The sequence below is a fragment of the Helicobacter acinonychis genome, assembly GCF_900461455.1.
In the GTDB taxonomy this organism is placed as follows: Bacteria; Campylobacterota; Campylobacteria; order Campylobacterales; family Helicobacteraceae; genus Helicobacter; species Helicobacter acinonychis.
In genome coordinates this window covers 821,810-843,822 of sequence record NZ_UGIA01000001.1, presented here as the reverse complement: position 1 = coordinate 843,822, position 22,013 = coordinate 821,810, and the positions used below count along the sequence as shown (strand labels likewise).

General features: G+C 37.8%; 25 protein-coding genes and 1 tRNA gene. 14 read left to right on the top strand and 12 right to left on the bottom strand.

The window, feature by feature from the left end; genetic code table 11:
* Window positions 1-3: 3 nt before the first annotated feature.
* Window positions 4-993, bottom strand: coding sequence for a 50S ribosomal protein L11 methyltransferase (prmA, locus tag DYI00_RS04030; protein ID WP_011578045.1), 990 nt, complete (start codon window positions 991-993; stop codon window positions 4-6).
* On the bottom strand, window positions 994-1,368 hold the full coding sequence (locus DYI00_RS04025; protein WP_011578044.1) for a chemotaxis response regulator CheY: 375 nt from the start codon (window positions 1,366-1,368) through the stop codon (window positions 994-996).
* A gap of 265 nt (window positions 1,369-1,633) precedes the next feature.
* Between DYI00_RS04025 and DYI00_RS04020 the strand changes: the two genes are divergently transcribed.
* Complete coding sequence (locus tag DYI00_RS04020; RefSeq protein ID WP_011578043.1) at window positions 1,634-2,284, top strand: outer membrane protein; 651 nt, start codon at window positions 1,634-1,636, stop codon at window positions 2,282-2,284.
* 1 nt (window position 2,285) lies between these two features.
* Here DYI00_RS04020 and DYI00_RS04015 read toward each other — a convergent pair.
* From DYI00_RS04015 to panB, 9 genes are all read right to left on the bottom strand, one after another.
* A tRNA-Ser gene (locus DYI00_RS04015) sits at window positions 2,286-2,373 on the bottom strand.
* 46 nt (window positions 2,374-2,419) lie between these two features.
* Window positions 2,420-2,827, bottom strand: a complete 408-nt coding sequence (locus DYI00_RS04010; protein ID WP_011578042.1) for a hypothetical protein — start codon at window positions 2,825-2,827, stop codon at window positions 2,420-2,422.
* Window positions 2,828-2,829: 2 nt separating this feature from the next.
* The gene (locus DYI00_RS04005) at window positions 2,830-3,060 is read right to left on the bottom strand and encodes a PP0621 family protein (RefSeq protein ID WP_011578041.1); all 231 of its coding nucleotides are present in this window, start codon (window positions 3,058-3,060) and stop codon (window positions 2,830-2,832) included.
* On the bottom strand, window positions 3,054-3,590 hold the full coding sequence (gene rsmG / locus DYI00_RS04000; RefSeq protein WP_011578040.1) for a 16S rRNA (guanine(527)-N(7))-methyltransferase RsmG: 537 nt from the start codon (window positions 3,588-3,590) through the stop codon (window positions 3,054-3,056). Before rsmG ends, DYI00_RS04005 begins: the two co-directional genes overlap by 7 nt.
* Entirely contained in the window at window positions 3,587-4,624 is a 1,038-nt protein-coding gene (queA, locus tag DYI00_RS03995; RefSeq protein WP_011578039.1) for a tRNA preQ1(34) S-adenosylmethionine ribosyltransferase-isomerase QueA, read from the bottom strand. The genes rsmG and queA overlap by 4 nt, the downstream gene beginning before the upstream one ends.
* Window positions 4,621-5,361, bottom strand: coding sequence for a twin-arginine translocase subunit TatC (gene tatC / locus DYI00_RS03990; protein ID WP_011578038.1), 741 nt, complete (start codon window positions 5,359-5,361; stop codon window positions 4,621-4,623). The genes queA and tatC overlap by 4 nt, the downstream gene beginning before the upstream one ends.
* Window positions 5,354-5,821, bottom strand: a complete 468-nt coding sequence (tatB, locus tag DYI00_RS03985; protein ID WP_011578037.1) for a Sec-independent protein translocase protein TatB — start codon at window positions 5,819-5,821, stop codon at window positions 5,354-5,356. The genes tatC and tatB overlap by 8 nt, the downstream gene beginning before the upstream one ends.
* Before the next feature lie 67 nt (window positions 5,822-5,888).
* Window positions 5,889-6,899: a Holliday junction branch migration DNA helicase RuvB gene (ruvB, locus tag DYI00_RS03980; RefSeq protein WP_011578036.1), complete on the bottom strand. Its 1,011-nt coding sequence runs from the start codon at window positions 6,897-6,899 to the stop codon at window positions 5,889-5,891.
* Complete coding sequence (gene panB, locus DYI00_RS03975) at window positions 6,899-7,711, bottom strand: 3-methyl-2-oxobutanoate hydroxymethyltransferase (RefSeq protein WP_011578035.1); 813 nt, start codon at window positions 7,709-7,711, stop codon at window positions 6,899-6,901. Before panB ends, ruvB begins: the two co-directional genes overlap by 1 nt.
* A 147-nt stretch (window positions 7,712-7,858) precedes the next feature.
* Between panB and DYI00_RS03970 the strand changes: the two genes are divergently transcribed.
* Genes DYI00_RS03970 through rimP form a run of 12 tightly spaced genes read left to right on the top strand, consistent with a single transcriptional unit; the run spans window position 7,859 to window position 18,437 of the window.
* On the top strand, window positions 7,859-8,581 hold the full coding sequence (locus tag DYI00_RS03970) for a hypothetical protein (protein WP_011578034.1): 723 nt from the start codon (window positions 7,859-7,861) through the stop codon (window positions 8,579-8,581).
* Window positions 8,571-9,404, top strand: a complete 834-nt coding sequence (locus DYI00_RS03965) for an outer membrane beta-barrel protein (RefSeq protein WP_011578033.1) — start codon at window positions 8,571-8,573, stop codon at window positions 9,402-9,404. The genes DYI00_RS03970 and DYI00_RS03965 overlap by 11 nt, the downstream gene beginning before the upstream one ends.
* An 8-nt stretch (window positions 9,405-9,412) precedes the next feature.
* Window positions 9,413-10,357, top strand: a complete 945-nt coding sequence (locus DYI00_RS03960) for an outer membrane beta-barrel protein (protein ID WP_011578032.1) — start codon at window positions 9,413-9,415, stop codon at window positions 10,355-10,357.
* Window positions 10,358-10,366: 9 nt separating this feature from the next.
* On the top strand, window positions 10,367-11,695 hold the full coding sequence (locus DYI00_RS03955; protein ID WP_011578031.1) for a M23 family metallopeptidase: 1,329 nt from the start codon (window positions 10,367-10,369) through the stop codon (window positions 11,693-11,695).
* Window positions 11,696-11,697: 2 nt separating this feature from the next.
* Window positions 11,698-12,285 (top strand): septum site-determining protein MinC, encoded by a 588-nt coding sequence (minC, locus tag DYI00_RS03950; protein WP_011578030.1) that lies wholly within the window; start codon window positions 11,698-11,700, stop codon window positions 12,283-12,285.
* Window positions 12,282-13,169, top strand: coding sequence for a UDP-3-O-acyl-N-acetylglucosamine deacetylase (gene lpxC, locus DYI00_RS03945; protein ID WP_011578029.1), 888 nt, complete (start codon window positions 12,282-12,284; stop codon window positions 13,167-13,169). The genes minC and lpxC overlap by 4 nt, the downstream gene beginning before the upstream one ends.
* 21 nt (window positions 13,170-13,190) lie before the next feature.
* Window positions 13,191-13,670, top strand: a complete 480-nt coding sequence (locus DYI00_RS03940; RefSeq protein ID WP_011578028.1) for a hypothetical protein — start codon at window positions 13,191-13,193, stop codon at window positions 13,668-13,670.
* Between the two features lie 54 nt (window positions 13,671-13,724).
* Window positions 13,725-14,606 carry a homoserine kinase gene (thrB, locus tag DYI00_RS03935; RefSeq protein ID WP_011578027.1) on the top strand — a complete coding sequence of 294 codons (882 nt, stop codon included), beginning with the start codon at window positions 13,725-13,727 and terminating at the stop codon, window positions 14,604-14,606.
* A complete protein-coding gene (locus tag DYI00_RS03930; protein ID WP_172460802.1) occupies window positions 14,593-14,847 on the top strand; it encodes a DUF448 domain-containing protein in 255 nt (84 codons plus the stop codon). Before thrB ends, DYI00_RS03930 begins: the two co-directional genes overlap by 14 nt.
* Window positions 14,844-17,669 carry a translation initiation factor IF-2 gene (gene infB / locus DYI00_RS03925; protein WP_011578025.1) on the top strand — a complete coding sequence of 942 codons (2,826 nt, stop codon included), beginning with the start codon at window positions 14,844-14,846 and terminating at the stop codon, window positions 17,667-17,669. The genes DYI00_RS03930 and infB overlap by 4 nt, the downstream gene beginning before the upstream one ends.
* The gene (gene rbfA, locus DYI00_RS03920; RefSeq protein ID WP_011578024.1) at window positions 17,669-18,004 is read left to right on the top strand and encodes a 30S ribosome-binding factor RbfA; all 336 of its coding nucleotides are present in this window, start codon (window positions 17,669-17,671) and stop codon (window positions 18,002-18,004) included. Before infB ends, rbfA begins: the two co-directional genes overlap by 1 nt.
* Window positions 17,997-18,437, top strand: a complete 441-nt coding sequence (gene rimP / locus DYI00_RS03915) for a ribosome maturation factor RimP (protein ID WP_011578023.1) — start codon at window positions 17,997-17,999, stop codon at window positions 18,435-18,437. Before rbfA ends, rimP begins: the two co-directional genes overlap by 8 nt.
* Window positions 18,438-18,489: 52 nt before the next feature.
* On the opposite strand, the gene acs is transcribed toward rimP, so the two are convergent.
* Complete coding sequence (gene acs, locus DYI00_RS03910) at window positions 18,490-20,478, bottom strand: acetate--CoA ligase (RefSeq protein ID WP_104709337.1); 1,989 nt, start codon at window positions 20,476-20,478, stop codon at window positions 18,490-18,492.
* Between the two features lie 206 nt (window positions 20,479-20,684).
* Between acs and DYI00_RS03905 the strand changes: the two genes are divergently transcribed.
* Window positions 20,685-21,797: a metallophosphoesterase gene (locus DYI00_RS03905; RefSeq protein ID WP_104687582.1), complete on the top strand. Its 1,113-nt coding sequence runs from the start codon at window positions 20,685-20,687 to the stop codon at window positions 21,795-21,797.
* Window positions 21,798-22,013: the final 216 nt, after the last annotated feature.

Sequence of the window (22,013 nt, the reverse complement as noted above, 5' to 3'; positions counted from 1 at the left end):
TCCTTAATTTATTGATTGTTTTTTAAGCAATTTTAGAGCGACCCATTCGTTACGCTGTTGTTGCTCTAAAATCTCAAATCCATTATAATAGATCTGTAAAACAGAGTTTAAATGGGTTTCTAAAATCCCTGATAAAATAAGAGTGTGGTTACAAAGCCGCACAAATTCGCTATACAAACTCTTGATCACATCCGCAACAATGTTCGCCACAATTATATCAAAATGCCCTTGAATTTTTTGCGTAGAGCCACAAATGATTTCATCTTGCGTGGATAGGGAAATTTGATTCAAGCTAAAATTTTTTAGGGTTTCTTCAATGGCTAAACTATCCGTATCGCAAGCAACTAATGTACTAACGCCTTGTTTTTTTAAAGCGATGCTTAAAATCCCACTCCCACAGCCCACATCTAAAGCGTTTTTATGCTTTAAATCAAGATTAGAGAGCAATTCCAAACACATAGAAGTGCTTTCATGATGGCCTGAGCCAAAGGCCAAAGCTGGGTCAATCATTATGCTAAAATCCGTAGCGATATGGCTTGGTTTTTGATGCCAGCTAGGGTGTATGTAAAATTTGCCGCATTGCACCGGTAAAATAGCTTGTTTGTAGGCTTCTAGCCAGTCTTTTGAAGCAAGGTTGCGTGAAAGATAGAAAAAATCAAACTCGTTTTGTAAGTTTTCTTGCAAGCTCAAACAAAACGATTCTAATGCCGGAATGAGCGAGCTATTCAAATCCTTTTCAGAGCGTAAAATAACGAAATGATCAAGGTGTGGGAGTTTTTCTTTTAAATCTTCTTTTAGGGGGCCATGAGTGGCGAAATAACGCCAACTAGATTGGCTTATAAATCCAATGGTTTCTTTATCATCAAACGCTTTTAAATCCTCTAAGCTTGATTCTTCTAAGGCTAGATCCGTGGCGTCTAAAAGAAAACTTTCAAAAAGCTCTCGCTCCTTAGGGAAGATAAAGAAAAACTCATAATACATTGATTCTAACACTCAATCATTCGTCCCTAAAACAATCTCTAATTTTTCTTTCAAAACTTGGGGGGTAAAAGGTTTCACAATGTAATTATTCACACCGGCTTTTAAAGCGGTAATAACCTCAGCCTTACCGCCCTCTGTGGTGATCATAATAATGGGGATTTCTTTAAAACGGCTATCCGCACGCACTTTCTTAACGAGATCCAAGCCGTTCATTTCAGGCATGTTCCAATCTGTAATCAGCACTTTAGTGTCCGCGTTAGCGTCTAGTTTTTCCCAAGCTTCTATCCCATGCTCAGCTTCTAAAATATCTTCATAGCCTAAGCGTGAAAGTGTGTTTTTAATAATTCTTCTCATAGTTGAGCTATCATCTACTACTAGTAGTTTCAAAGTGCGTCTCCTTTTAAGATTGTTTCAATTAGATTCTTTTCAATAGCCAAAGCGTTCTTAACGCCTTATAATGATAAATTTTTCTCCGAATCATAGCATGTTTTGATTAAATTTATCTTGACTAACATTATATTTATTTATTATTGACTAATATAAGGCATTTAATTAGTATTCTCAATTTGTAAAAGGATTTGGATTGTTTATTATGATAAGTCTTAAAAGTTAGATAATACCCCTAATTTTTGAGTGTCATAAAAGGTATTGGATGGTTTTAAAGAAGGAAAAACAAAAATTTCACCAATGGGTGTGTTATGCAAAATTTTTAATATTTTGTGTGGGCTTTTTAAGTCTTGCAAATCATTTAGGCGCTAAAAATTTGGGTTATATGTCTTCATCTTATCAAGTAGGCATGGTGTTTATGCGTCCTTTAAGCGCCAACAAGCTTTTGCAAGGGGCTTCAATCGTGCAAGGCTATGAAGTGAATCCTAAAAACGATTGGGCGTATTCTAGGTATTATATTTTTGTAGATTATGGGAATGTGCTTTTTAATGAGAATTCCACTTTGCAAGCGAACATGTTCACTTATGGGGTGGGAGGGGATTTTATGGTCGCTTACGCTAAAAACCCCATCAACCGTTGGGCTTTTTTCTTTGGCTTGCAACTAGCGGCTAACACATGGCTGCTCAATAATAAAGTCAAAGATTTGGTGGTGAATACTTGGAATTCGTTAAAAGATTTTAATTTCCGCAACACTTATTTCAGGGCTATCGGAGTGTTTGGGGTGCAGTTTCGCACGATCGTTTTGTATCATAATGTGGATGTAGAAATTGGCATGAAAATCTTTCTAACCCCTGAAAGGCATAGCTTGTTTGAAAGGAGCTTTTTGTTTTTTGTCTCGCATTCGTGGCATTTTTAAATGGCGGAGAGAGAGGGATTCGAACCCTCGAAGGCTTGCACCTTACACGCGTTCCAGGCGTGCTCCTTCAACCACTCGGACATCTCCCCTTTTTTTAAAGGGGCTTATTATAACTAGTTTTTGTTTAAAAAGGGCTTATTTTAAAAGAATCAAATCTTTTGAAATAACGCCATCAATTTGATTTTTCGCGCAAATTTCCCATAATTCTGTATCATTTAAATCCATAGAAAATAAAATTTTACTATCCAACAAATAATTAGTGGCGTGCGATTGGGCGGTAATGGCTTGCTTAATGTCCTTAAAAATATAATAGTGTGGCTTAAAGGCGTTGAATAAAAAAAAGATATCCGTTTCTGTCTTGTGCAACAAAAAAACGACGCTAAAATTGACGCTATTTTCAAAGCAATATTTGGCTAATTCCAAATTTTTTGGGTGCGCTTCAAAATACACTATATCGTTATTGGTGCTAGAATGAATGTCATCGGTGTTTTTAATGAAAATAAAACGAGGACTAGGGATTAAAGGGTGTCCTAAAATAAGCATTTTTACCCCTTATCATTCAAGCAAGTTTCACTGCAATACGCCACAGCCCCACTATAAATGGCGTCTTTGCTAGAGACATAGGTTTGGCATTTAGAGCATACAATCATGTGATCTTCTAATTCTTTAGGGGTTTGTTGTGTGTAAGAGTGGTTGTCTTTATTGGGTTTTTGCTTTAAAAACAAACGCCATAAAATCCACGCAATAATGAGTAAGGGGATTAAAATTCTTAACATAGACTTTCCTTTGGTTTGTAAAAATAAATGCGCTTTTTGCATATAAAGCATTCAGTGTCTTTATAAGCGATTTCATCTTTTAACTGCTCGCCTTTATAGAATAAAAAATACCCCTTATCGTTTAGGAAGCGTTGGCTTTTTTCTATCAAAAAAGAAGAGTTAGCGACCGCTCTAGAGGTGATTAAATCCACTTGTAAGGGATTTTGATACTCTTCCAAACGCTTTTTAACAATTTCAATGTTTTTTAAAGGCAAAACACTTTTAAGGTAGTTTAAAAAAGCCGCTCTTTTCATTCTAGGCTCTAAAAGAATGAATTTTACTTCAGGCTTTTCAAGGGCTAAAGGGATAGCCGGAAGACCTGCTCCGCTCCCAATATCCAAGCAACTTTTAAAATCTTTGATAAATTCTAAGGGTTTTAGAGCGTCTGTGATCTGGGGCTCTAACTCGCTTAAATGTTTCGCACCGCTTAAATTGTGCGTTTGGTTCCATTCTAAAAGGATGCGTGCATAGTCTTGCAATAAGGGGTTCATAAAATCAACATCCCATCGCCATAAGAATAAAAACGATACTTTTTTTCTATGGCTATTTGATAGATTTCTTTGGTTTTTTCTAATCCTATCATCGCACTCACAAGCATTAAAAGGCTTGATTTGGGCAAGTGGAAATTAGTGAGTAAATAATTAGCATGTTGGATTGGGTTAGCAAGATGCAAGAAAATATCGCATTCAAACGCCTCTTGCTTAGGGGTTTTTAAACGCTTGAAATATTCCACGCTCCTTAAAGCGGTCGTGCCGATGCATAAAATTTCTTGGGATTTTTGTAAAATTTCTTGGCTCTTTTTAGGAATGTGTAAAACCTCTGTATGGATTTGATGCTCTCTAATATCTTTAGTTTCTACGCTAGCAAAAGTCCCAGCTCCCACATGCAAGGTTAAAAAAGTGTGTTTAAAATCTTTCAATAAATTTTCTAAAGTATTTTGAGAAAAATGCAACGACGCTGTAGGAGCAGCCACCGCACCGATATGTTTAGCAAACACGCTCTGGTATTCAAGCGTATCCAAACTTTCATCGGCTCTTTTAATGTAGGGGGGCAAGGGCATGTGTCCGTATTGTTCTAAAAGTTTTAAAATACTTGCTTGATCTAATGGGGTTTTATTGTCATAAAAAGCGATCAAGCGTTGGCCGTTATTCAATAATTCCAAGACTTCAGCGTAATGATTTTCATCAAAAAAGATTTTATCCCCCACTTTAATTTTACCCTTGATTTGAGTTAAAGCGGTATTGTTTTTAAGGAAGCGGTGGAAAAACACTTCGGTCGTTTTTGATGGCAAAAAGGCATATTTAGATCCAAAAAGCCTAGCCTTTATCACTTTAGTGTCATTCAACACCACAAGGGTGTTTTTAGGGAAAAAGTCTAAAACATGCTCAAAAGTGGTGTGCGTGATTTTTTGTGAATGCCTTTCATATATGAGTAATTTAGCCTTTTCTTTAGGTAAAATGGGGTAGTTTGCGATCAATTCTTTAGGCAAATGATAATCATAGCTTTCTAAATCAAATTCTTTCAACTACGACTCGCTTTTTCATTTTCTTTACTGCTTTCTTCGTCGTCTTTAAGAGCCGGATTGACAAATTTTGCAATCAAAATAGAAAGCCCATAAAGCCCTACTAAAGGCAATGCCATAAAGATTTGACTCACCACATCAGGGGGAGTGATAATCGCCGCTACAATAAAAATCACTACAATAGCGTATTTAAAATACGCTTTCAAGCTCGCATCGGTAATCAAGCCCACTTTAGCTAAAAAATACGCCAAAACGGGCAATTCAAACGCCACGCCAAAGCCTAAAATCAAGCGCATGAAAAAGCTCACATAACTGGATGCAGAAATATTAGCCGCAAACACATCGCTCCCAAAAGTGGCTAAATATTCAATGATAAAAGGAAACACCACATAGTAAGAAAATGCCGCCCCAATCAAAAACATCCCACTCCCAAAAAACACAAAAGGCAAAATCACCTTTTTTTCATTTTTATAAAGCCCTGGAGCGATAAAGAGCCATAATTGCCAAAAAATAATAGGCATGGAAATGACAATAGCGGCTGAAAAACTAATTTTAACCGCCACCATGACCCCTTCAATAGGGGAGAGTTGGATGAGCGTGCCTTTATAGGAGTTTTTAACAAATTCAAAAATATTTTTCCAAAAATGGAAACACCCCAAAAACGCCACTAAAATCGTTCCTACAGAAACCATCAAACGCTTTCTTAATTCCTGTAAATGCGGTTTTAAATCTTCAAACATGCTCTTTTTCTTTGTCGTGTTTTGTTGTGTTGTTATTAGCGATTAATTCTATTTCTTTAGGAGGCTCATTATGGAAAACTTCTCTGTTGGAAACTTCTTTATTTAAATGTTTAGGGGGTGCGTTGTTCTCTAGGCTTTGTTTATAATCTTGCATCAAATCCTGAACGCTTTTAATCTCTTTTTCTGCCACTATTTTAGCGTCTTCTAGTTCTTCAATCCTAACACCCTTAAGACCTTCAATCTTGTCTTCAAAGAGTTTTTGATACTCTAAGGTTTCTTTTTTTATTTCTTCAATATTGATTTCTTTGTCCAAAGTGTCCTTAGCGTCATTGAGCGTTTTTTTAACGGCACGAAAAAATTTCACCACATCCACGACAGCCTGGGGGAATTTTTCTGGCCCTAAAAAAATAATCGCTACAACCAACACCACAAGGATTTCAAAAAAGCCCATGCCAAACATAATGATTTACTCTTATGCCCTTTAAAATTTTATCGTTATTGTAGTGTAATTTTCTTTCTAAACAAGCTTAAAATAAACTTTGAGACTTTAGAGTGGGGATTTTTAAAAGCGCGTGGGTTTTAGGCGTGGCGATCCTGCCTTTAGCCGTGCGCTCTAAATAACCATTAGCGAGTAAAAAAGGCTCAATCACATCTTCAATCGTGCTTTCATCTTCTCTCATAGACGCTGCAATCGTGTTCAAGCCAACCGGTTTTCCTTGGGCGTTAGCCAACAAAGATAAATACGCTAAATCCGCTTCATCAAAGCCCAATTCATTCACGCCTAATTCATTCAAAGCATGCAAAGTGATATTTAAATCCATCAAGCTTGAATTTTTAACGAGTGCAAAATCGCGCACCCTTTTTAAAAGTCTTAAAGCGATCCTTGGCGTGCCTCTACTCCTTTTAGCGATTTCATCAGCGCTTTCTTCTTTGATGTCTTGATTAAGTTTTGTGGCGGCTTTTTTGATAATGAGAGCTAGTTCGCTAGGGCTATAAAATTGCATTCTAAAACTCATGCCAAATCTGTCTCTCAAAGGGTTAGAGAGCATTCCCACTCTAGTGGTAGCACCAATAAGGGTGAAAGGGGGTAAATCAATTTTAATGGTTTGAGCGGCCGGGCCTGAACCTATAATAATATCCAACCTAAAGTCTTCCATAGCTGGGTATAAAACCTCTTCAATTGCTGGGCTAAGCCGGTGGATTTCATCAATAAAAAGAATGTCTTTGGCTTGCAAATTAGTGAGAATGGCAGCCAAATCACCGCTTTTTTCTATCATGGGAGCGGCGGTGATTTTGATATTGGTTTCCATTTCTTTAGCGATGATATGACTAATAGAGGTTTTACCCAAACCCGGTGGGCCAAAAAAGAGCATGTGATCCAAACTCTCTTGGCGTTTTTTAGCCGCACAAATAGAAATTTGCAAGTTGTTCTTAATCTTTTCTTGACCGATATAATTTTCCCAAAGATCAGGGCGCAAACTCACTTCTTGGGAAGTTTCAAAGTCCAAAGTTTCTAAATTGACTATCCGTTCTTTCATTAATGATAACTTTCTAATTCGTTAGGGAAAAACCCTTTTTTCACATCATCAGCGTATTGTTCAATCGCTTTTTGAACCAATTCTTTCCCTTTAAGATATTCTCGCACAAATTTGGGCTTAAAACTATCAAAAAAACCTAGCATATCGCTCCACACCAAAATCTGTCCGTCGCAATCCTTGCCACTCCCTATACCGATCGTGGGGATCTTGATTTTTTGAGTGATCACTTGAGCGATAGGGGTGGTTATGCCTTCTAAAACCAACAAACCCACCCCAGCTTCTTCTAAACTCAACGCATCTTCTAAAAGCTTCTTTTGTTGCTCTTCATTTTTACCCTTAATCTTATAGCCTCCATCAAGTCGCACAAATTGGGGCATCAAGCCGATATGCCCCACCACAATAACGCCTTCATTAGTGAGCGTTTTAACTAGCTTTGCTTTTTCTTTACCGCCTTCTAGTTTGATCGCGCTCGCTTGGGTTTCTTTATAAACTTTAATGGCGTTTTTTAGGGCTGTTTTTTCATCTTTATAGCTTCCAAAGGGCATGTCTGTGATGATAAAAGGGGTTTTAGCACCCATACAAACCGCTTTAGTGTGATAAAGCATCATCTCTAAACTTGCGCTTAAAGTGTCGTTTTGATTGAAAAAACTCATATTCAAACTATCGCCCACTAAGATCACATCTACTATGGGGTCAAACATTTGAGCGAATAGGGCATCATAAGCGGTAATGGCAATGATTTTTTCGTGATTTTTTTTAGCTTGGAGATGGTTGAGGGTGATTTTTTTGGTTTTAGCGGTTTGCATGCTCATTGGAAAATCCTATGGTTAAATATGGTGGCATTGTAGCATGACTTTAAGGGTGGGTAAAAATTTTACTCCATTTTTAATTGGGGATTTTGATTATTTTAGTATAATTGAAAGAAACTTTTAACAAACAATTCAAGGGATTTGGCGATTTTGGGTTTTAACAAACAAGCTGTTTTATTGTCTTTAATGGGGTTTTATACGGGGTTGAATGCACTTGATTATGACACCCTAGATCCGAAATATTACAAATACATCAAGTATTATAAAGCCTATGAAGACAAAGAAGTGGAAGAATTAATTAAAAACTTAAAGAGAGCGAACGCTAAAAGTGGGCTTATTTTAGGGATCAATACTGGGTTTTTTTATAACCACGAAATCATGGTCAAAACCAATAGTTCTAGCATTACTGGGAATATTTTAAATTATTTGTTTGCTTATGGCTTGCGTTTTGGCTATCAAACCTTTAGGCCGTCGTTTTTTGCACGTTTGGTTAGACCCAATATTATTGGTAGGCGCATTTATATCCAATATTATGGAGGGGTTCCTAAAAAAGCGGACTTTGGGAGCGTTGGGTTTCAATCGGTCATGTTGAATGGGGATTTTTTATTGGATTTTCCTTTGCCTTTTGTGGGGAAATACCTTTACATGGGAGGGTATATGGGTTTAGGTTTAGGGGTTGTGTCGCATGGGATCAATTATACGGCGGAATGGGGGATGTCTTTTAACGCAGGATTAGCGCTAACCATATTGGAAAAAAACCGCATTGAATTTGGATTAAAAATTTTGAATAATTTCCCTTTTTTACAATCCAGCTCTTCAAAAGAGACTTGGTGGGGAGCTATAGCAAACATTGGGTATCAATATGTGTTCTAAAAAAATAAAAAATCTTATTTTATGTTTGAGCTTTGTATTCAATTTGCATGCTGAAGAGAATATAACCAAAGATAGAGGTGCCCCTATTCTTTCGGAAGAAAAACACCCCCAAACGCTAGAGCTTAATGAAGAGAAAAAAGAAGTTGCAAAGAGCGTTGATGAAAAAAGCCTGCTTGAAGAAATCCATAAGAAAAAACGCCAACTTTACATGCTCAAAGGGGAATTGCATGAAAAAAATGAGGCCATCTTATTCCAGCAAATGGCTAAAACTAAGAGCGGTTTTTTTGTAGGGGCTATCCTTGGCGGTATGAGGATTAACGCTCATCCTAACGCCCATTCTTATGATAATTTTAATATTACAGGAGGCATTCAAGCTTATCCTTTGCTGTATGGTTTAAGGAGTGGGTATCAAAAGTATTTTACTAGTGGGATTAGTGGGTTACGCTTATATGGGGAGTATTTAGGGGGGGCAATGAAAGGGTTTCAAAGCGATTCTTTAGCCTCTTATCAAACGGCGAGCTTGAATATTGATCTGTTGATGGATAAGCCTATTGATAAAGAAAAAAGGTTTGCGTTAGGGATATTTGGAGGCGTTGGAGTGGGGTGGAATGGGATGTATCAAAATTTAAAAGAAATCAAAGAGTATTCGCAGCCCAATGCGTTTGGGTTAGTGTTAAATCTAGGGGTGAGCATGACGCTCAACCTCAAACACCGCTTTGAATTAGCCCTAAAAATGCCCCCTTTAAAAGAAACTTCGCAAACCTTTTTATATTATTTTAAAAGCACTAATATTTATTATATTAGTTACAACTATTTATTGTAAGGGCTAAAATGTTGAAACTTAAATATTGTTTGATTTATCTAGTGCTCATTATGGGACTTCAAGCGACAGATTATGACAATTTAGAAGAAGAAAACCAACAATTAGATGAAAAAATAAAAAATTTAAAGCAACAGCTCACAGAAAAAGGGGTTTCGCCCAAAGAGATGGATAAGGATAAGTTTGAAGAAGAGTATTTAGATCGGACTTACCCTAAACTCTCTTCCAAGAAAAAAGAAAAATTACTCAAGGCTTATTCCATAGCCGACGATAAGAGTGGGGTGTTTTTTGGGGGTGGGTATGCTTATGGGGTGTTCAATTTGTCTTATCAAGGGGAGATGGATGATAAATACGGCGTGAATAGCCCTAGCGCGTTTAAAAACAATATCAACATTAACGCTCCTGTTTCTATGATTAGCGTTAAATTCGGATATCAAAAATACTTTGTGCCTTATTTTGGGACACGATTTTATGGGGATTTATTGCTTGGGGGAGGGGTGTTAAAAGAGAGCGCTCTTAAGCAATCTGTTGGCTCGTTTATCTATGTTTTAGGGGCTGTCAATACGGATTTATTGTTTGATATGCCTTTAGATTTTAAGACTAAAAAGCATTTTTTAGGCGTTTATGCGGGTTTTGGGATAGGGCTTATGCTTTATCAAGATAAACCTAATCAAAATGGGAGGGATTTGGTTGTAGGGGGTTATTCAAGCCCTAATTTTTTATGGAAATCCTTGATTGAAGTGGATTACACTTTTAATGTGGGCGTGAGTTTGACGCTTTATAGGAAACACCGCTTAGAGATTGGCACAAAATTCCCCATTAGCTATTTGAGAATGGGGGTAGAAGAGGGGGCGATTTATCAAAATAAAGAAGATGATAAGCGTTTGTTGATTTCGGCTAACAACCAATTCAAACGCTCTAGTTTTTTATTAGTGAATTATGCGTTCATTTTTTAAGGTTTGGTGTTGGGACTAGGGTTTAGGGTTTTAATTTTAAGCGTTTTAATTTTAGGAGGCTATCTTATTTTTAACGCTTTTATCACAAAACCTGGAGCGTTAAATTTTAGTTTAAATAGCGAAGAGGATGCGAGTAATGACAATCATGAAACGCTTTTTTGGGATTTAAAAAAACCCATTAAGATTAAAATAACAGCCCCAAAGGGCATCAAACGATACGCGCTCAAAGTAACCACAAAAGATAATTTGATCTTATATGAAAAAGAAAACCTAGTCCTAGATAAGCCCAAGTCTTTAGAAGTGCTTTTAATCAAGCCTGAAATCATGGGGCTAGAAGACAAGTGCCTTTCGTATGAAATTCATGCTAATGATTGGAGCTATGCACATTTTTTTAATGGCAATAAGGCGTCTTTCAAACAAGAAGTGTGTGTGGATACGATAAAACCTTCAATTAAAGTTTTATCCCGCTCCCCAAGTATCGCTTATGGGGGGAGTGCGATAGTGATCTTTGAAGCTTTGGATAAAAATTTGTCTCAAGCGTTTGTGCATGTCAAAAAAAAGGATTTTAAAGCCTTTAGGCTTTTAGAATTCAAGCAACGCAATATTTTTATCGCTCTAGTGCCATGGTCTTATGAAAATAAGGATTTTAAGGCGTCTATTGTCGCTAAAGATAAAGCCAACAACTCTAATATCACCCCTTTATTGTTCAAGCGAAAAACCCATCGTTTAAGGGAAAGAGATATAGATTTAAGTGCTTTAAAAGATAAGATTCTAAAGCAAGAAATTTTTCAAAATAAGATAGCTATTGAGCAAACTTTATTGGAAATGCTTTCTCATGCACGCTTAAAAGATTTAGAAAAAATCCAAGAAATCGCTTTAAAGCAAGGGGATTTTTATAAGGATTTTTCCCATTTTCAAGCACTAAAACCCTTGAATGGGTCTTTTAAAATAGTGGGTAATTTTTTAGAGAATCGGCGTTTTTTAAAGGATCATCAGATGTTGTTCCAATTCCCGCATTTAGGGGTGGATTTAAGGCCTAGCAAGGATCTATCTTTAGCGTTTGATCCAATCATGAAAAGGGTTTTTGAAGGGGAGTTGGATTTTTATGGTAATAGTTTAATAGATTGCTATGGTTTGGGTTTGTGCGCTTTTTTCGCTCATTTAAAAGATGATAAAAGCGTGGGGAGTAGTGGTTTAAAATTAGAGAGCGGGTTGCATTTAGGAATGCTTTTGCAAGGGGTTTTTGTCCGGCCTAATGAATGGCTTGATGAGCAATGGATAAAAACCAATATCATTGCCCCCATAGAGCAAGCCAAACGGCTTTTAATGAAAGGATAGTCATGTTAAAAACGAATCAAAAAAATGTGCATGCGTTTGAAATTGAAAAACAAGATCCCAAAGCTGTCATAGAATTTTTAGAAAAAAACCATGCCCTTTTGCAATATTTTCTCATTATATTTAAATACGATATTGAATTGGAAGTCAAAGCCATTTTACATAAACACCAACTGTTGTTTTTAGAGACAAATCGCGCTCTAAACGGACGCCATATCAAAGCCATGCCTTTAGAAAAAGAAACCAACCATTCAAAACCAAGTAACCCTACGATAGAGCCTAAAACAATGATCTATGAGCGCAATATTAGGAGCGGGGAAGAGATTTATAGCGCTAACCATCTTATTTTTTTAGGCAATATCCACAATGGAGCGAAGATCGTTTCAGAGGGCTGTGTGTCCGTTTATGGGGTGTGCGAAGGGGCGATTATGTGTTTTGGAGAGTGTTTGATTTTAAAGGAAGTCAAGAGTGCTCAAATTGTTTTTCAAAATAAAATTTTATCTTTAAAAGAGATTGAACGGCTTTTAGTTAATAAAAATATTAAAATAATCACTAAAAATGACGATATAATGGAGATAAAGGAAATACTATGAAACAAACGACCATTAACCACTCCGTAGAATTAGTAGGAATAGGCTTGCACAAGGGCGTTCCTGTGAAGCTTGTTTTAGAGCCTTTGGAAGAAAATCAAGGCATTGTTTTTTACCGCTCTGACTTGGGCGTGAAACTCCCCTTAAGACCTGAAAACATCGTGGATACCAAAATGGCAACCGTGTTGGGTAAGGATAATGCGAGGATTTCTACGATTGAACATTTGCTTTCAGTTATCCATGCTTATGGCATTGACAATATTAAAATCTCTGTGGATAATGAAGAAATCCCTATCATGGATGGGAGTGCTTTGGCTTATTGCATGCTTTTAGATGAAGTGGGGATTAAAGAATTAGACGCTCCTAAAAAAGTGATGGAAATCAAGCAAGCCATTGAGGTGAGAGAAGGCGATAAGTTTGTCAAAATTGAGCCAGATAACCAGCTTTCTTTGAATTTTACGATTGATTTTAACCATCCGGTTATTTCTAAACAAAACCACCATTTTGTTTTTAGTAAAAGTGCTTACAAAGAGCAAGTCGCTAAAGCTCGTACCTTTGGGTTTTTGCAGGAAGTGAATTATTTGCGCTCCATTGGTTTGGCTAAAGGGGGGAGCTTGAATAATTGTATCGTGTTGGATGAAAACAGCATTTTGAATAAAGAGGGTTTGAGGTGCGAAAAGGAATTTGTGCACCACAAAATTTTAGACGCCATGGGGGATTTAATGGTCTTAGGCATGTCTGTAATGGGCAAATACACTTCTTTTTCAGGGAGCCATAAACTCAATTCCATGTTAGTTAAAGCCGTTTTAGCAGACGCTAAAAATTATGAAGTTTTAGTGGCCCTAGATCCAGTTAAAGAACTTGCGTTGCAAAAGGCTTTCGCTTAATTTTAAACTAGGGTTTATTTTTTGGAATTGGATTTAGTGCTTATCTCTTTAGGCGAGGGGGTTTTGCTTGGGGTGTATCAAGAGAATTTTTTACAAACTTCTTACACTTCCAAAGCAAAAACAAGCGAAGCTTTAGTGGAAGTTTTTTCGCAATTATTCAAAGATTTTAAGAACCTTTATCCTACTTCACCAATGGTTAAAGGGGTTTATTACGCTAAAGGGCCAGGGAGTTTCACGAGCCTAAAACTCACGCACATTTTCCTACACACTCTATCTTCAATTTATGACTTTGAACTTTATTCAACCACAGGCTTTGATTTTAACGACAACACGCCCATTTTAGCGTATGCCAATAAATACTTTGTTTCAAAAGAAATGGAGAGCTTGAGGGATTTTAAGGATTTAAAGGTTTTGCCCAAAGATTTCATGCTACCCCCTTATTTAGAAAAAGATAAATTCACCCAATCCAACACGCCGTTTTACATTTTACCTCCTATTTAGTGTATAATACGGACTTAAAAAAAGAATAGGGTATCAAAAATAGGGGTTTAGAATTTGGTAGTGAGTGTTCCTGCAACAAGTGCGAATTTAGGCCCCGGTTTTGATTGCTTGGGTTTGAGCTTGAATTTACGCAATCGTTTTTTTATTGAACCTAGCAGTTTTCATGCCGTGAAATTGGTTGGGGAGGGCGAAGGGATCCCTAAATTTTTAACCAACAATATTTTTACTAAAGTGTTTTATGAGATTTTAAAAAAGCATGGGCATGACGGCTCGTTTAAGTTTTTATTGCATAATAAAGTCCCTATTACAAGGGGCATGGGGTCTAGCTCAGCGATGATTGTAGGTGCGGTCGCTTCGGCGTTTGCGTTTTTAGGCTTTCCTTTTGACAGAGAAAATATTGTCAATACCGCTTTAATTTATGAAAACCATCCAGATAATATCACCCCAGCGGTGTTTGGGGGGTATAATGCAGCGTTTGTGGAAAAAAAGAAAGTGATAAGTTTGAAAACCAAAATCCCTTCTTTTTTAAAAGCGGTGATGGTGATCCCTAATAGAGTCGTTTCTACCAAGCAATCGCGCCACCTTTTGCCCAAGCGTTACAGCGTGCAAGAGAGCGTTTTTAATCTTTCGCATGCGAGCTTGATGACCATGGCGATTGTGCAAGGCAAGTGGGATTTATTGCGTTGTTGCGCAAAAGATAGGATGCATCAAAACAAGCGCATGCAAACTTATCCTGTGTTGTTTGCGATCCAAAAGCTTGCTTTAGAAAATAATGCCTTAATGAGCACGCTTTCAGGGAGCGGTTCGTCGTTTTTTAACATGTGTTATGAAGAAGACGCCCCTAAGTTGAAGCAGGTTTTGAGTAAGAAATTCCCTAAATTTAGGGTGGCGGTTTTAGATTTTGATAATGATGGAGTCCTTATTGAGAAAGACTGAAATTAAAACCCGCATGTGTGTGGCGTGCAGAATGTGCCAATCTCAAAAGGATTTATTGCGTTTGAAAAGTTTTGAAAATCAAATCATGGAGTTTGACGGCAAGGGTCGTAGTTTTTATGTGTGTGAAAATTGTTTGAAGAATGGAGAAAAAAAGTTGTTGAAAGCGATTTTAAAAATAAAGAATGCCCCAAAAGATACCAAAAATATCATCAATTGGATTAAGGAGAGAAGCATAGCATGAGTGGTATGGTTGATCTAAAAGAGTTTCTAGCCGAGCTTGGCAAGACTCAAAAAGAGCTTAAAAATGTGATCGAGCAAGCTAAAGATATTGGTTTGGAGCTTAGAACAAATTCTAAAATGACCCCAGAGGAAGCGGAAAAGCTATACAAATACATTGTAGATGGCATTAAAGAACAAATACAATCCAATAGGCCCATTAAAAAAGACAAAGAGGGAGCCGCAACGCCTAAAGCTTCTAACAAAAAGACTTCCAAAACGCCTAAAAAAGAAGAGGCAAAAAGCCAACTAAAGCCAAAGAACACTAAAAAAAAGAAAAAAGAAGCTCCCACGCCCATTCTCAAAAAGAAAGGAATAGAGATTGTTGATACTTTTGAGAATAAAACGCCCCCTGTGGAAAACGCTCCTAAAGTGGTGACCCCCTCTCAATCTCAAATAGAAAAAGCCAAACAAAAGCTCCAAGAAATCCAAAAAAGCCGAGAAGCCCTAAACAAACTCACCCAAAGCAACACTAATAATGCGAATAATGCTAATAGTGCTAAAAAGGAAATCAGCGAAGTTGCAAAGCAAGAGCGAGAGCAAGAGCATTTAGACAACAAACGCCGTGAAAATATTAAAAGATACACAGGCTTTAGGGTGATCAAACGCAATGATGATGAAAACGAAACGCAAAACAGCGTAACCGAAAACAAAAAACCCACTCAAAGTGCGGTGGCTATTTTTGAAGACATTAAAAAAGAATGGCAAGAAAAAGACAAAGAGACTAAAAAAGCTAAAAAATCCAATAAGCCCAAAGCCATCCCCGCAGCCAAAAACAACAAATCCCATAAAATTGATTTTAGCGATGCGAGAGATTTTAAGGGTAATAATGATATTTATGACGATGAAACCGATGAAATCTTATTGTTTGATCTGCATGAACAAGACAATTTAAACGAAGAAGAAGAAAAAGAAATCCGCCAAAATATCAACGATAGGGCACGCATCCAAAGGAAAAACCCTTGGATGAATGAGGGCGGTATCAAACGGCAATCCAAAAAAAAGCGTGTGTTTCGTAATGATAACAGCCAAAAAGTAGTCCAAAGCGTGATTTCTATCCCTGAAGAAGTGTGCGTTTATGAATTTGCACAAAAAGCGAATTTGAATTTAGCTGATGTGATTAAAACCCTTTTTAATCTAGGGCTCATGGTAACTAAAAACGACTTTTTGGATAAGGATAGCATAGAGATTTTAGCCGAAGAGTTTCATTTAGAAATTTCTGTTCAAAACACTTTAGAAGAATTTGAAGTGGAAGAGGTGCTAGAGGGCGTGAAAAAAGAGCGCCCACCTGTGGTGACTATCATGGGGCATGTTGATCATGGTAAAACTTCGCTATTGGATAAAATCCGTGATAAAAGAGTCGCTCACACTGAAGCTGGGGGGATCACTCAGCACATTGGTGCTTACATGGTGGAAAAGAATGGCAAATGGGTGTCTTTCATTGACACTCCAGGGCATGAAGCCTTTAGCCAGATGCGTAATCGTGGGGCTCAAGTAACAGATATTGCAGTGATTGTGATAGCTGCTGATGATGGGGTGAAGCAACAAACTGTTGAAGCTTTAGAGCATGCAAAGGTGGCTAATGTGCCTGTGATTTTTGCGATGAATAAAATGGATAAGCCTAATGTCAATCTGGACAAACTTAAAGCCGAATGCGCTGAGCTTGGTTATAACCCTGTGGATTGGGGCGGAGAATATGAATTCATCCCCATTTCGGCTAAAACAGGCGATGGCATTGACAATTTGCTAGAAACTATCCTTATTCAAGCGGATATTATGGAATTAAAAGCCATAGAAGAGGGTAGGGCTAGAGCGGTTGTTTTGGAAGGGAGCGTGGAAAAAGGCCGTGGGGCAGTGGCCACTGTGATTGTGCAAAGCGGGACTTTGAGCGTGGGGGATAGCTTTTTTGCAGAAACGGCGTTTGGAAAAGTGAGAACGATGACTGACGATCAAGGCAAGAGCATTCAAAATTTAAAACCCTCTATGGTGGCTCTCATTACGGGCTTGAGCGAAGTGCCACCCGCTGGCTCTGTTTTAATAGGGGTAGAAAACGATTCTATTGCACGCTTGCAAGCTCAAAAAAGGGCGACTTATTTACGCCAAAAAGCTTTGAGTAAAAGCACTAAAGTGTCTTTTGATGAGCTTTCAGAAATGGTTGCGAATAAGGAATTGAAAAATATTCCTGTGGTTATTAAAGCGGATACGCAAGGAAGCTTGGAAGCCATTAAAAACAGCTTGTTAGAGCTTAATAACGAAGAAGTGGCGATTCAAGTGATCCACTCAGGGGTGGGGGGCATTACTGAGAATGATTTAAGTTTAGTAGCTAGCAGTGAGCATGCCGTGATTTTAGGCTTTAATATCCGTCCTACCGGTAATGTGAAAAATAAGGCTAAAGAATACAATGTGAGCATTAAAACTTACACGGTGATTTATGCCTTGATTGAAGAAATGCGATCGCTCTTATTGGGCTTGATGAGTCCTATTATTGAAGAAGAACATACCGGACAAGCTGAAGTGAGAGAAACCTTTAATATCCCTAAAGTTGGCACGATAGCTGGGTGTGTGGTGAGCGATGGGGTGATCACTCGTGGCATTAAAGTGCGTTTGATTAGAGATGGCGTGGTGATTCACACTGGCGAAATCCTTTCTTTGAAACGCTTTAAAGATGACGCTAAAGAAGTTTCTAAAGGCTATGAATGCGGAATCATGCTAGAAAATTATAATGAAATTAAAGTGGGCGATGTGTTTGAGACCTATAAAGAAATCCATAAAAAAAGAACTCTCTAATGAACGCCCATAAAGAACGCTTAGAATCCAATCTTTTAGAATTGTTACAAGAAGCTTTATCAAGTTTGAATGACAGCGAGTTGAATTCTTTAAGCGTGACTAAAGTGGAATGCTCTAAAGGGAAGCACCACGCTTTTGTGTTTGTGCTTTCACAAGATCATAAAATCCTTTCTAAATTAAAAAAAGCTGAGGGCTTGATTAGGCAGTTTGTCTTGCAAGCAAGCGGATGGTTTAAATGCCCAAAACTCAGTTTTATTTTAGACAATAGTTTAGAAAAGCAGCTCCGCCTAGACGCTATATTTAATGAGATCGCTAAAGGAAAAGATGATGACTAAAAGAATAGAAGAACGAATAGAAGGCGTGATTGAAAGCTTGGGTTATTTGCTTTATGATGTGAGTTTGATTAAAGAAAGTGAGCAACATATTTTAAGGGTGAGTCTTAAAAACCCTAATGGGGCGGTTAGCTTGGATAATTGCCAACAGGTGAGCGAAATTATTTCGCCCCTATTGGATGTGTGTGATTTTCTTAAAGACGCTTATATTTTAGAAGTGAGTTCCATGGGTTTAGAAAGAACGCTTAAAACCCCCAAACATTTCAAGCTTTCTTTAGGCGAAAAAGTGGCAGTTAAGCTTATGAATAAACAAAGCTTTCAAGCTATCCTTAAAGACGCTAACGATTTAAGCGTGGATTTTGAATTAGAGAATCACACTATCAAAAGCGTGGAGTATAAGGATTTAAAAAAGGTTAAAACGCTTTTTGAGTGGTGAAATAACATACCAAAAACATACATAACATGCTTTTGGTTTATAACGGTGTTTTTCACTCTTCCATTTGAGCGATATTTATGATTTCTTTGACCACATTCACATCTTCTAGCGTGCTTAAATCTTGAGTGATAGGCTCTTTTTTAACGATGGATTTTAAAATCCTTCTCATAATCTTTCCGCTCCTAGTTTTAGGTAAGCCCGGCACATACATGACATTGTCTAGTTTAGCGATCTTTCCAATTTCAACGGCTAATATGTGATTCATTTCTTTTAACAATTCCAAGCTCTCGCCAAGATTGCATTTAGCCCCATCGCATAGCACCACAAACGCAAACAATCCCTCCCCTTTAATGGTATCAGGGATACCCACTACCGCACATTCTACAACCATTTCATGTTTAGAAATAGCGCTCTCCACTTCAGCCGTGCCAATCCTATGCCCGCTCACATTCACAATATCATCTGTGCGTCCAATAATGGTAATGTATCCGTTTTCATCCACGATAGCGCCATCTCCAGAGAGATAGACATACTCCCCATTCAATTGGATTTGAGAAAAATAGCTATCAATGTATCGTTTTTCATCGCCCCAAATGTTTCGTATCATAGAAGGCCATGGCTTAGTGATGCATAAAAACCCTTGCTCTCCCGGTTTGGTTTTGCTGCCGTCTTCATTTAAAACTTCCGCATGAATTCCAGGCAAGGGCAAGGTCGCACAACTAGCCCTTATGGGTGTGGCCCCCGGTAATGGGCTTATGATATGCCCTCCTGTTTCTGTCTGCCACCAGGTATCCACGATACTGCATTGCGAATTACCGATTTTTTCATAAAACCATTTCCATGCTGTAGGGTTAATGGGCTCTCCCACCGTTCCTAAAACCTTGAGTGAATCCAAATTGTATTTTGAGGGTTCGTTTTCGCCTTTTGCATGCAGCATTCTTATGGCGGTGGGGGAAGTGTAGAATTTATCCACGCGGTATTCTTCTATCATCCTCCACCATCTCCCATAATCCGGATAAGACATCGTGCCCTCTAATATCAAAGTGGTCGCCCCACAAGCTAAAGGCCCATAAACCACATAAGTGTGCCCTGTGATCCAACCAATATCAGCCGTGCACCAAAAATTATCGTTATCTCTAATATCAAAAACCCACTCCATTGTCATTTGAGCCCATAATAAATACCCCGCACTGCTGTGCTGGACCCCTTTGGGCTTCCCAGTCGATCCGCTTGTGTAGAGTAAGAATAAAGGATCTTCAGAGTCCATCATTTCAGGTTCGCATTTATCGGATTGGTAATTGACCATTTCATTATAGACAAAATCGCGCCCTCTCACATAGTCAATCTCTTTGGCGTTTCGTATCACAATAAGCGTTTTTTCCACGCTAGGGCAGGTGTTATTGGTTAAAGCTTTGTCAAGGGCTGGTTTGAGCATGTAGGGTTTGCCTTTTCTAAAGGTTCCGTCTGCTGTGATAACCAATTTGGCTTGAGCGTCATTGATCCTATCCCTCAAAGCTTCAGGGCTAAACCCAGCAAAAACGATGCTATGAATCGCCCCAATCCTAGTGCATGCGAGCATCATATAAACGCTCTCTGCAATCATAGGCATGTAGATAATTACCCTATCGCCTTTTTTGATATTGAACTCGTTTTTTAAAAGGTTGGCTGTTTTATTGACTTCAGAGTGGAGTTTTCTGTAAGTGATAGCATTATAATCCCCCATTTCCCCTTCAAAAATGATCGCCACTTTATTTTTTTTGTCTTTTAAATGCCTGTCTATGCAATTATAAGAAACATTGATTTTGCCATTTTCAAACCATTTAAAAAAAGGGGCGTTATCGCTGTTTAAAACCTTATCAAAGGGCTTAAACCATGTGAGTTTTTGCTTGGCTAATTCGCCCCAAAAATTTTCATAATTTTCATTGGCTTCATGCACTAAATCCTTATATTCGCACATGTTTTTAATCCTAGCTTGCTTGGCAAATGCTCTGTTAGGGTTAAAGATCTTTTTAGCGAATTCTAAATCATCGTCCAATTGCATTTGCATCTCCTTATTTATGGGCTCCATTGAATGGATCTTTTTATTATTGTATCCAAACTAGTGCTCTTTTAAAGGGAGGGAGGCACTTCTCTTTTTGTGGGGGTTGAGACTGATAAAAAATGAAACAATCGCAAGGATTGATCCTAAAGGGCACATTAGCGTTAATATGCTAACATAACAGAACACTTTATAACTAAAAGGGTGACATGCTGATTTCCATAGCGTTTTTATTGGTTTTGTGTCTTTTGAATTATAGTTCTTTTAGGATGTTAGAATCGTTTTTAACCTTAAAAAAAGTTTCCCAACACGCTTATTTAGGGTTTTTCATCCTTTTAAGCATAGGCGAGACACTTTTTACTTTTTATAGAAACACCATGCCTAGCTATCTATTTTTTTTGACTTCAGCGTGTTCGTTTGTCACTTTTATTATTTTTATCCTTTCTTTAGGTTTTTATGGGTTTTCTTATTCTATAGAAAAAATAGATTTCTTGCATTCAAGGCGTAAAAGTTTAAAAAATTTTTTAACATTAGGGTTTTATCTGGCGTTGTTGGGGTATTTTTGGCGTGGGTTTTACGAAGGGTTGGCTCGCCCTAAAATCAAAGAAACCCCTATTTATTTAGACAAATTAGACAAAGAGTTAAAGATTATTTTACTCACAGACATGCATGTGGGGAGTTTGTTGCAAAAAGATTTTGTCAACTACATTGTAGAAGAAGTCAATCAAAAAGAAGTGGATATGGTGTTGATTGGTGGGGATTTGGTGGATGAAAACATTGAAAAAGTCAAATCTTTTTTACTGCCTTTAAACAACCTTAAAAGTACCCATGGCACTTTTTATGTGCCAGGAAATCATGAGTATTATCACGGCATAGAGCCGATTTTATCGTTTCTTGAAACTCTCAATTTGAAGATTTTAGGGAATGAGTGCGTGGATTTAGAGGGGGTTAATTTGTGTGGCGTGTATGATTATTTCGCAAGAAAGCATCAAAATTTTGCCCCTGATATTGATAAAGCCTTACAAAAGTGCAATAAGAGTAAGCCTACGATCCTTTTAGCCCATCAGCCTAAACAAATTAGAAGTCTTAAAGAAAGCCACTCTGTGGATTTAGTGCTTTCAGGGCATACCCATGCAGGGCAAATTTTCCCCTTTAGCCTTTTAGTTAAGTTGGCGCAAACTTATTTGTATGGTTTATACAAGCACAGCGACACCACTCAAATTTATGTGAGCAGTGGGGCAGGGTATTGGGGTATTCCTTTAAGGTTTTTAGCCCCTAGCGAGATCGCATACCTTAGGCTTCTACCTAAAAATCAAGTTTAGTTAAAAAATTTTTCAATATCTTAAAAATAGCGAGTTGTGAATCGAATCGCAATGGAGCACTTAAAAATAAGGGTTAAAAAACAACCGCCAAGACAAAGAGAAAGGAGGGGGAGGTGACTCTTCAATCTTAAGCGGTGCCAACCAAACCAAAGGAATGGTTGGATTCGTAATTATACAATAAAATTTGTGATTTTTAGCAAGTATTTTTAAAATTTG

What these genes read in the sequence shown, in the direction of transcription:
- DYI00_RS04020 (WP_011578043.1), top strand. Translation starts at nt 1,634, where the DNA reads ATGGTTTTAAAGAAGGAAAAACAAAAATTTCACCAATGGGTGTGTTAT.
- DYI00_RS04010 (WP_011578042.1), bottom strand. Translation starts at nt 2,827, where the DNA reads ATGCTTATTTTAGGACACCCTTTAATCCCTAGTCCTCGTTTTATTTTC.
- DYI00_RS04005 (WP_011578041.1), bottom strand. Translation starts at nt 3,060, where the DNA reads ATGTTAAGAATTTTAATCCCCTTACTCATTATTGCGTGGATTTTATGG.
- rsmG (WP_011578040.1), bottom strand. Translation starts at nt 3,590, where the DNA reads ATGAACCCCTTATTGCAAGACTATGCACGCATCCTTTTAGAATGGAAC.
- tatC (WP_011578038.1), bottom strand. Translation starts at nt 5,361, where the DNA reads ATGTTTGAAGATTTAAAACCGCATTTACAGGAATTAAGAAAGCGTTTG.
- tatB (WP_011578037.1), bottom strand. Translation starts at nt 5,821, where the DNA reads ATGTTTGGCATGGGCTTTTTTGAAATCCTTGTGGTGTTGGTTGTAGCG.
- ruvB (WP_011578036.1), bottom strand. Translation starts at nt 6,899, where the DNA reads ATGAAAGAACGGATAGTCAATTTAGAAACTTTGGACTTTGAAACTTCC.
- panB (WP_011578035.1), bottom strand. Translation starts at nt 7,711, where the DNA reads ATGAGCATGCAAACCGCTAAAACCAAAAAAATCACCCTCAACCATCTC.
- DYI00_RS03965 (WP_011578033.1), top strand. Translation starts at nt 8,571, where the DNA reads ATGTGTTCTAAAAAAATAAAAAATCTTATTTTATGTTTGAGCTTTGTA.
- DYI00_RS03960 (WP_011578032.1), top strand. Translation starts at nt 9,413, where the DNA reads ATGTTGAAACTTAAATATTGTTTGATTTATCTAGTGCTCATTATGGGA.
- minC (WP_011578030.1), top strand. Translation starts at nt 11,698, where the DNA reads ATGTTAAAAACGAATCAAAAAAATGTGCATGCGTTTGAAATTGAAAAA.
- lpxC (WP_011578029.1), top strand. Translation starts at nt 12,282, where the DNA reads ATGAAACAAACGACCATTAACCACTCCGTAGAATTAGTAGGAATAGGC.
- infB (WP_011578025.1), top strand. Translation starts at nt 14,844, where the DNA reads ATGAGTGGTATGGTTGATCTAAAAGAGTTTCTAGCCGAGCTTGGCAAG.
- rbfA (WP_011578024.1), top strand. Translation starts at nt 17,669, where the DNA reads ATGAACGCCCATAAAGAACGCTTAGAATCCAATCTTTTAGAATTGTTA.
- rimP (WP_011578023.1), top strand. Translation starts at nt 17,997, where the DNA reads ATGACTAAAAGAATAGAAGAACGAATAGAAGGCGTGATTGAAAGCTTG.
- acs (WP_104709337.1), bottom strand. Translation starts at nt 20,478, where the DNA reads ATGCAATTGGACGATGATTTAGAATTCGCTAAAAAGATCTTTAACCCT.
- DYI00_RS03905 (WP_104687582.1), top strand. Translation starts at nt 20,685, where the DNA reads ATGCTGATTTCCATAGCGTTTTTATTGGTTTTGTGTCTTTTGAATTAT.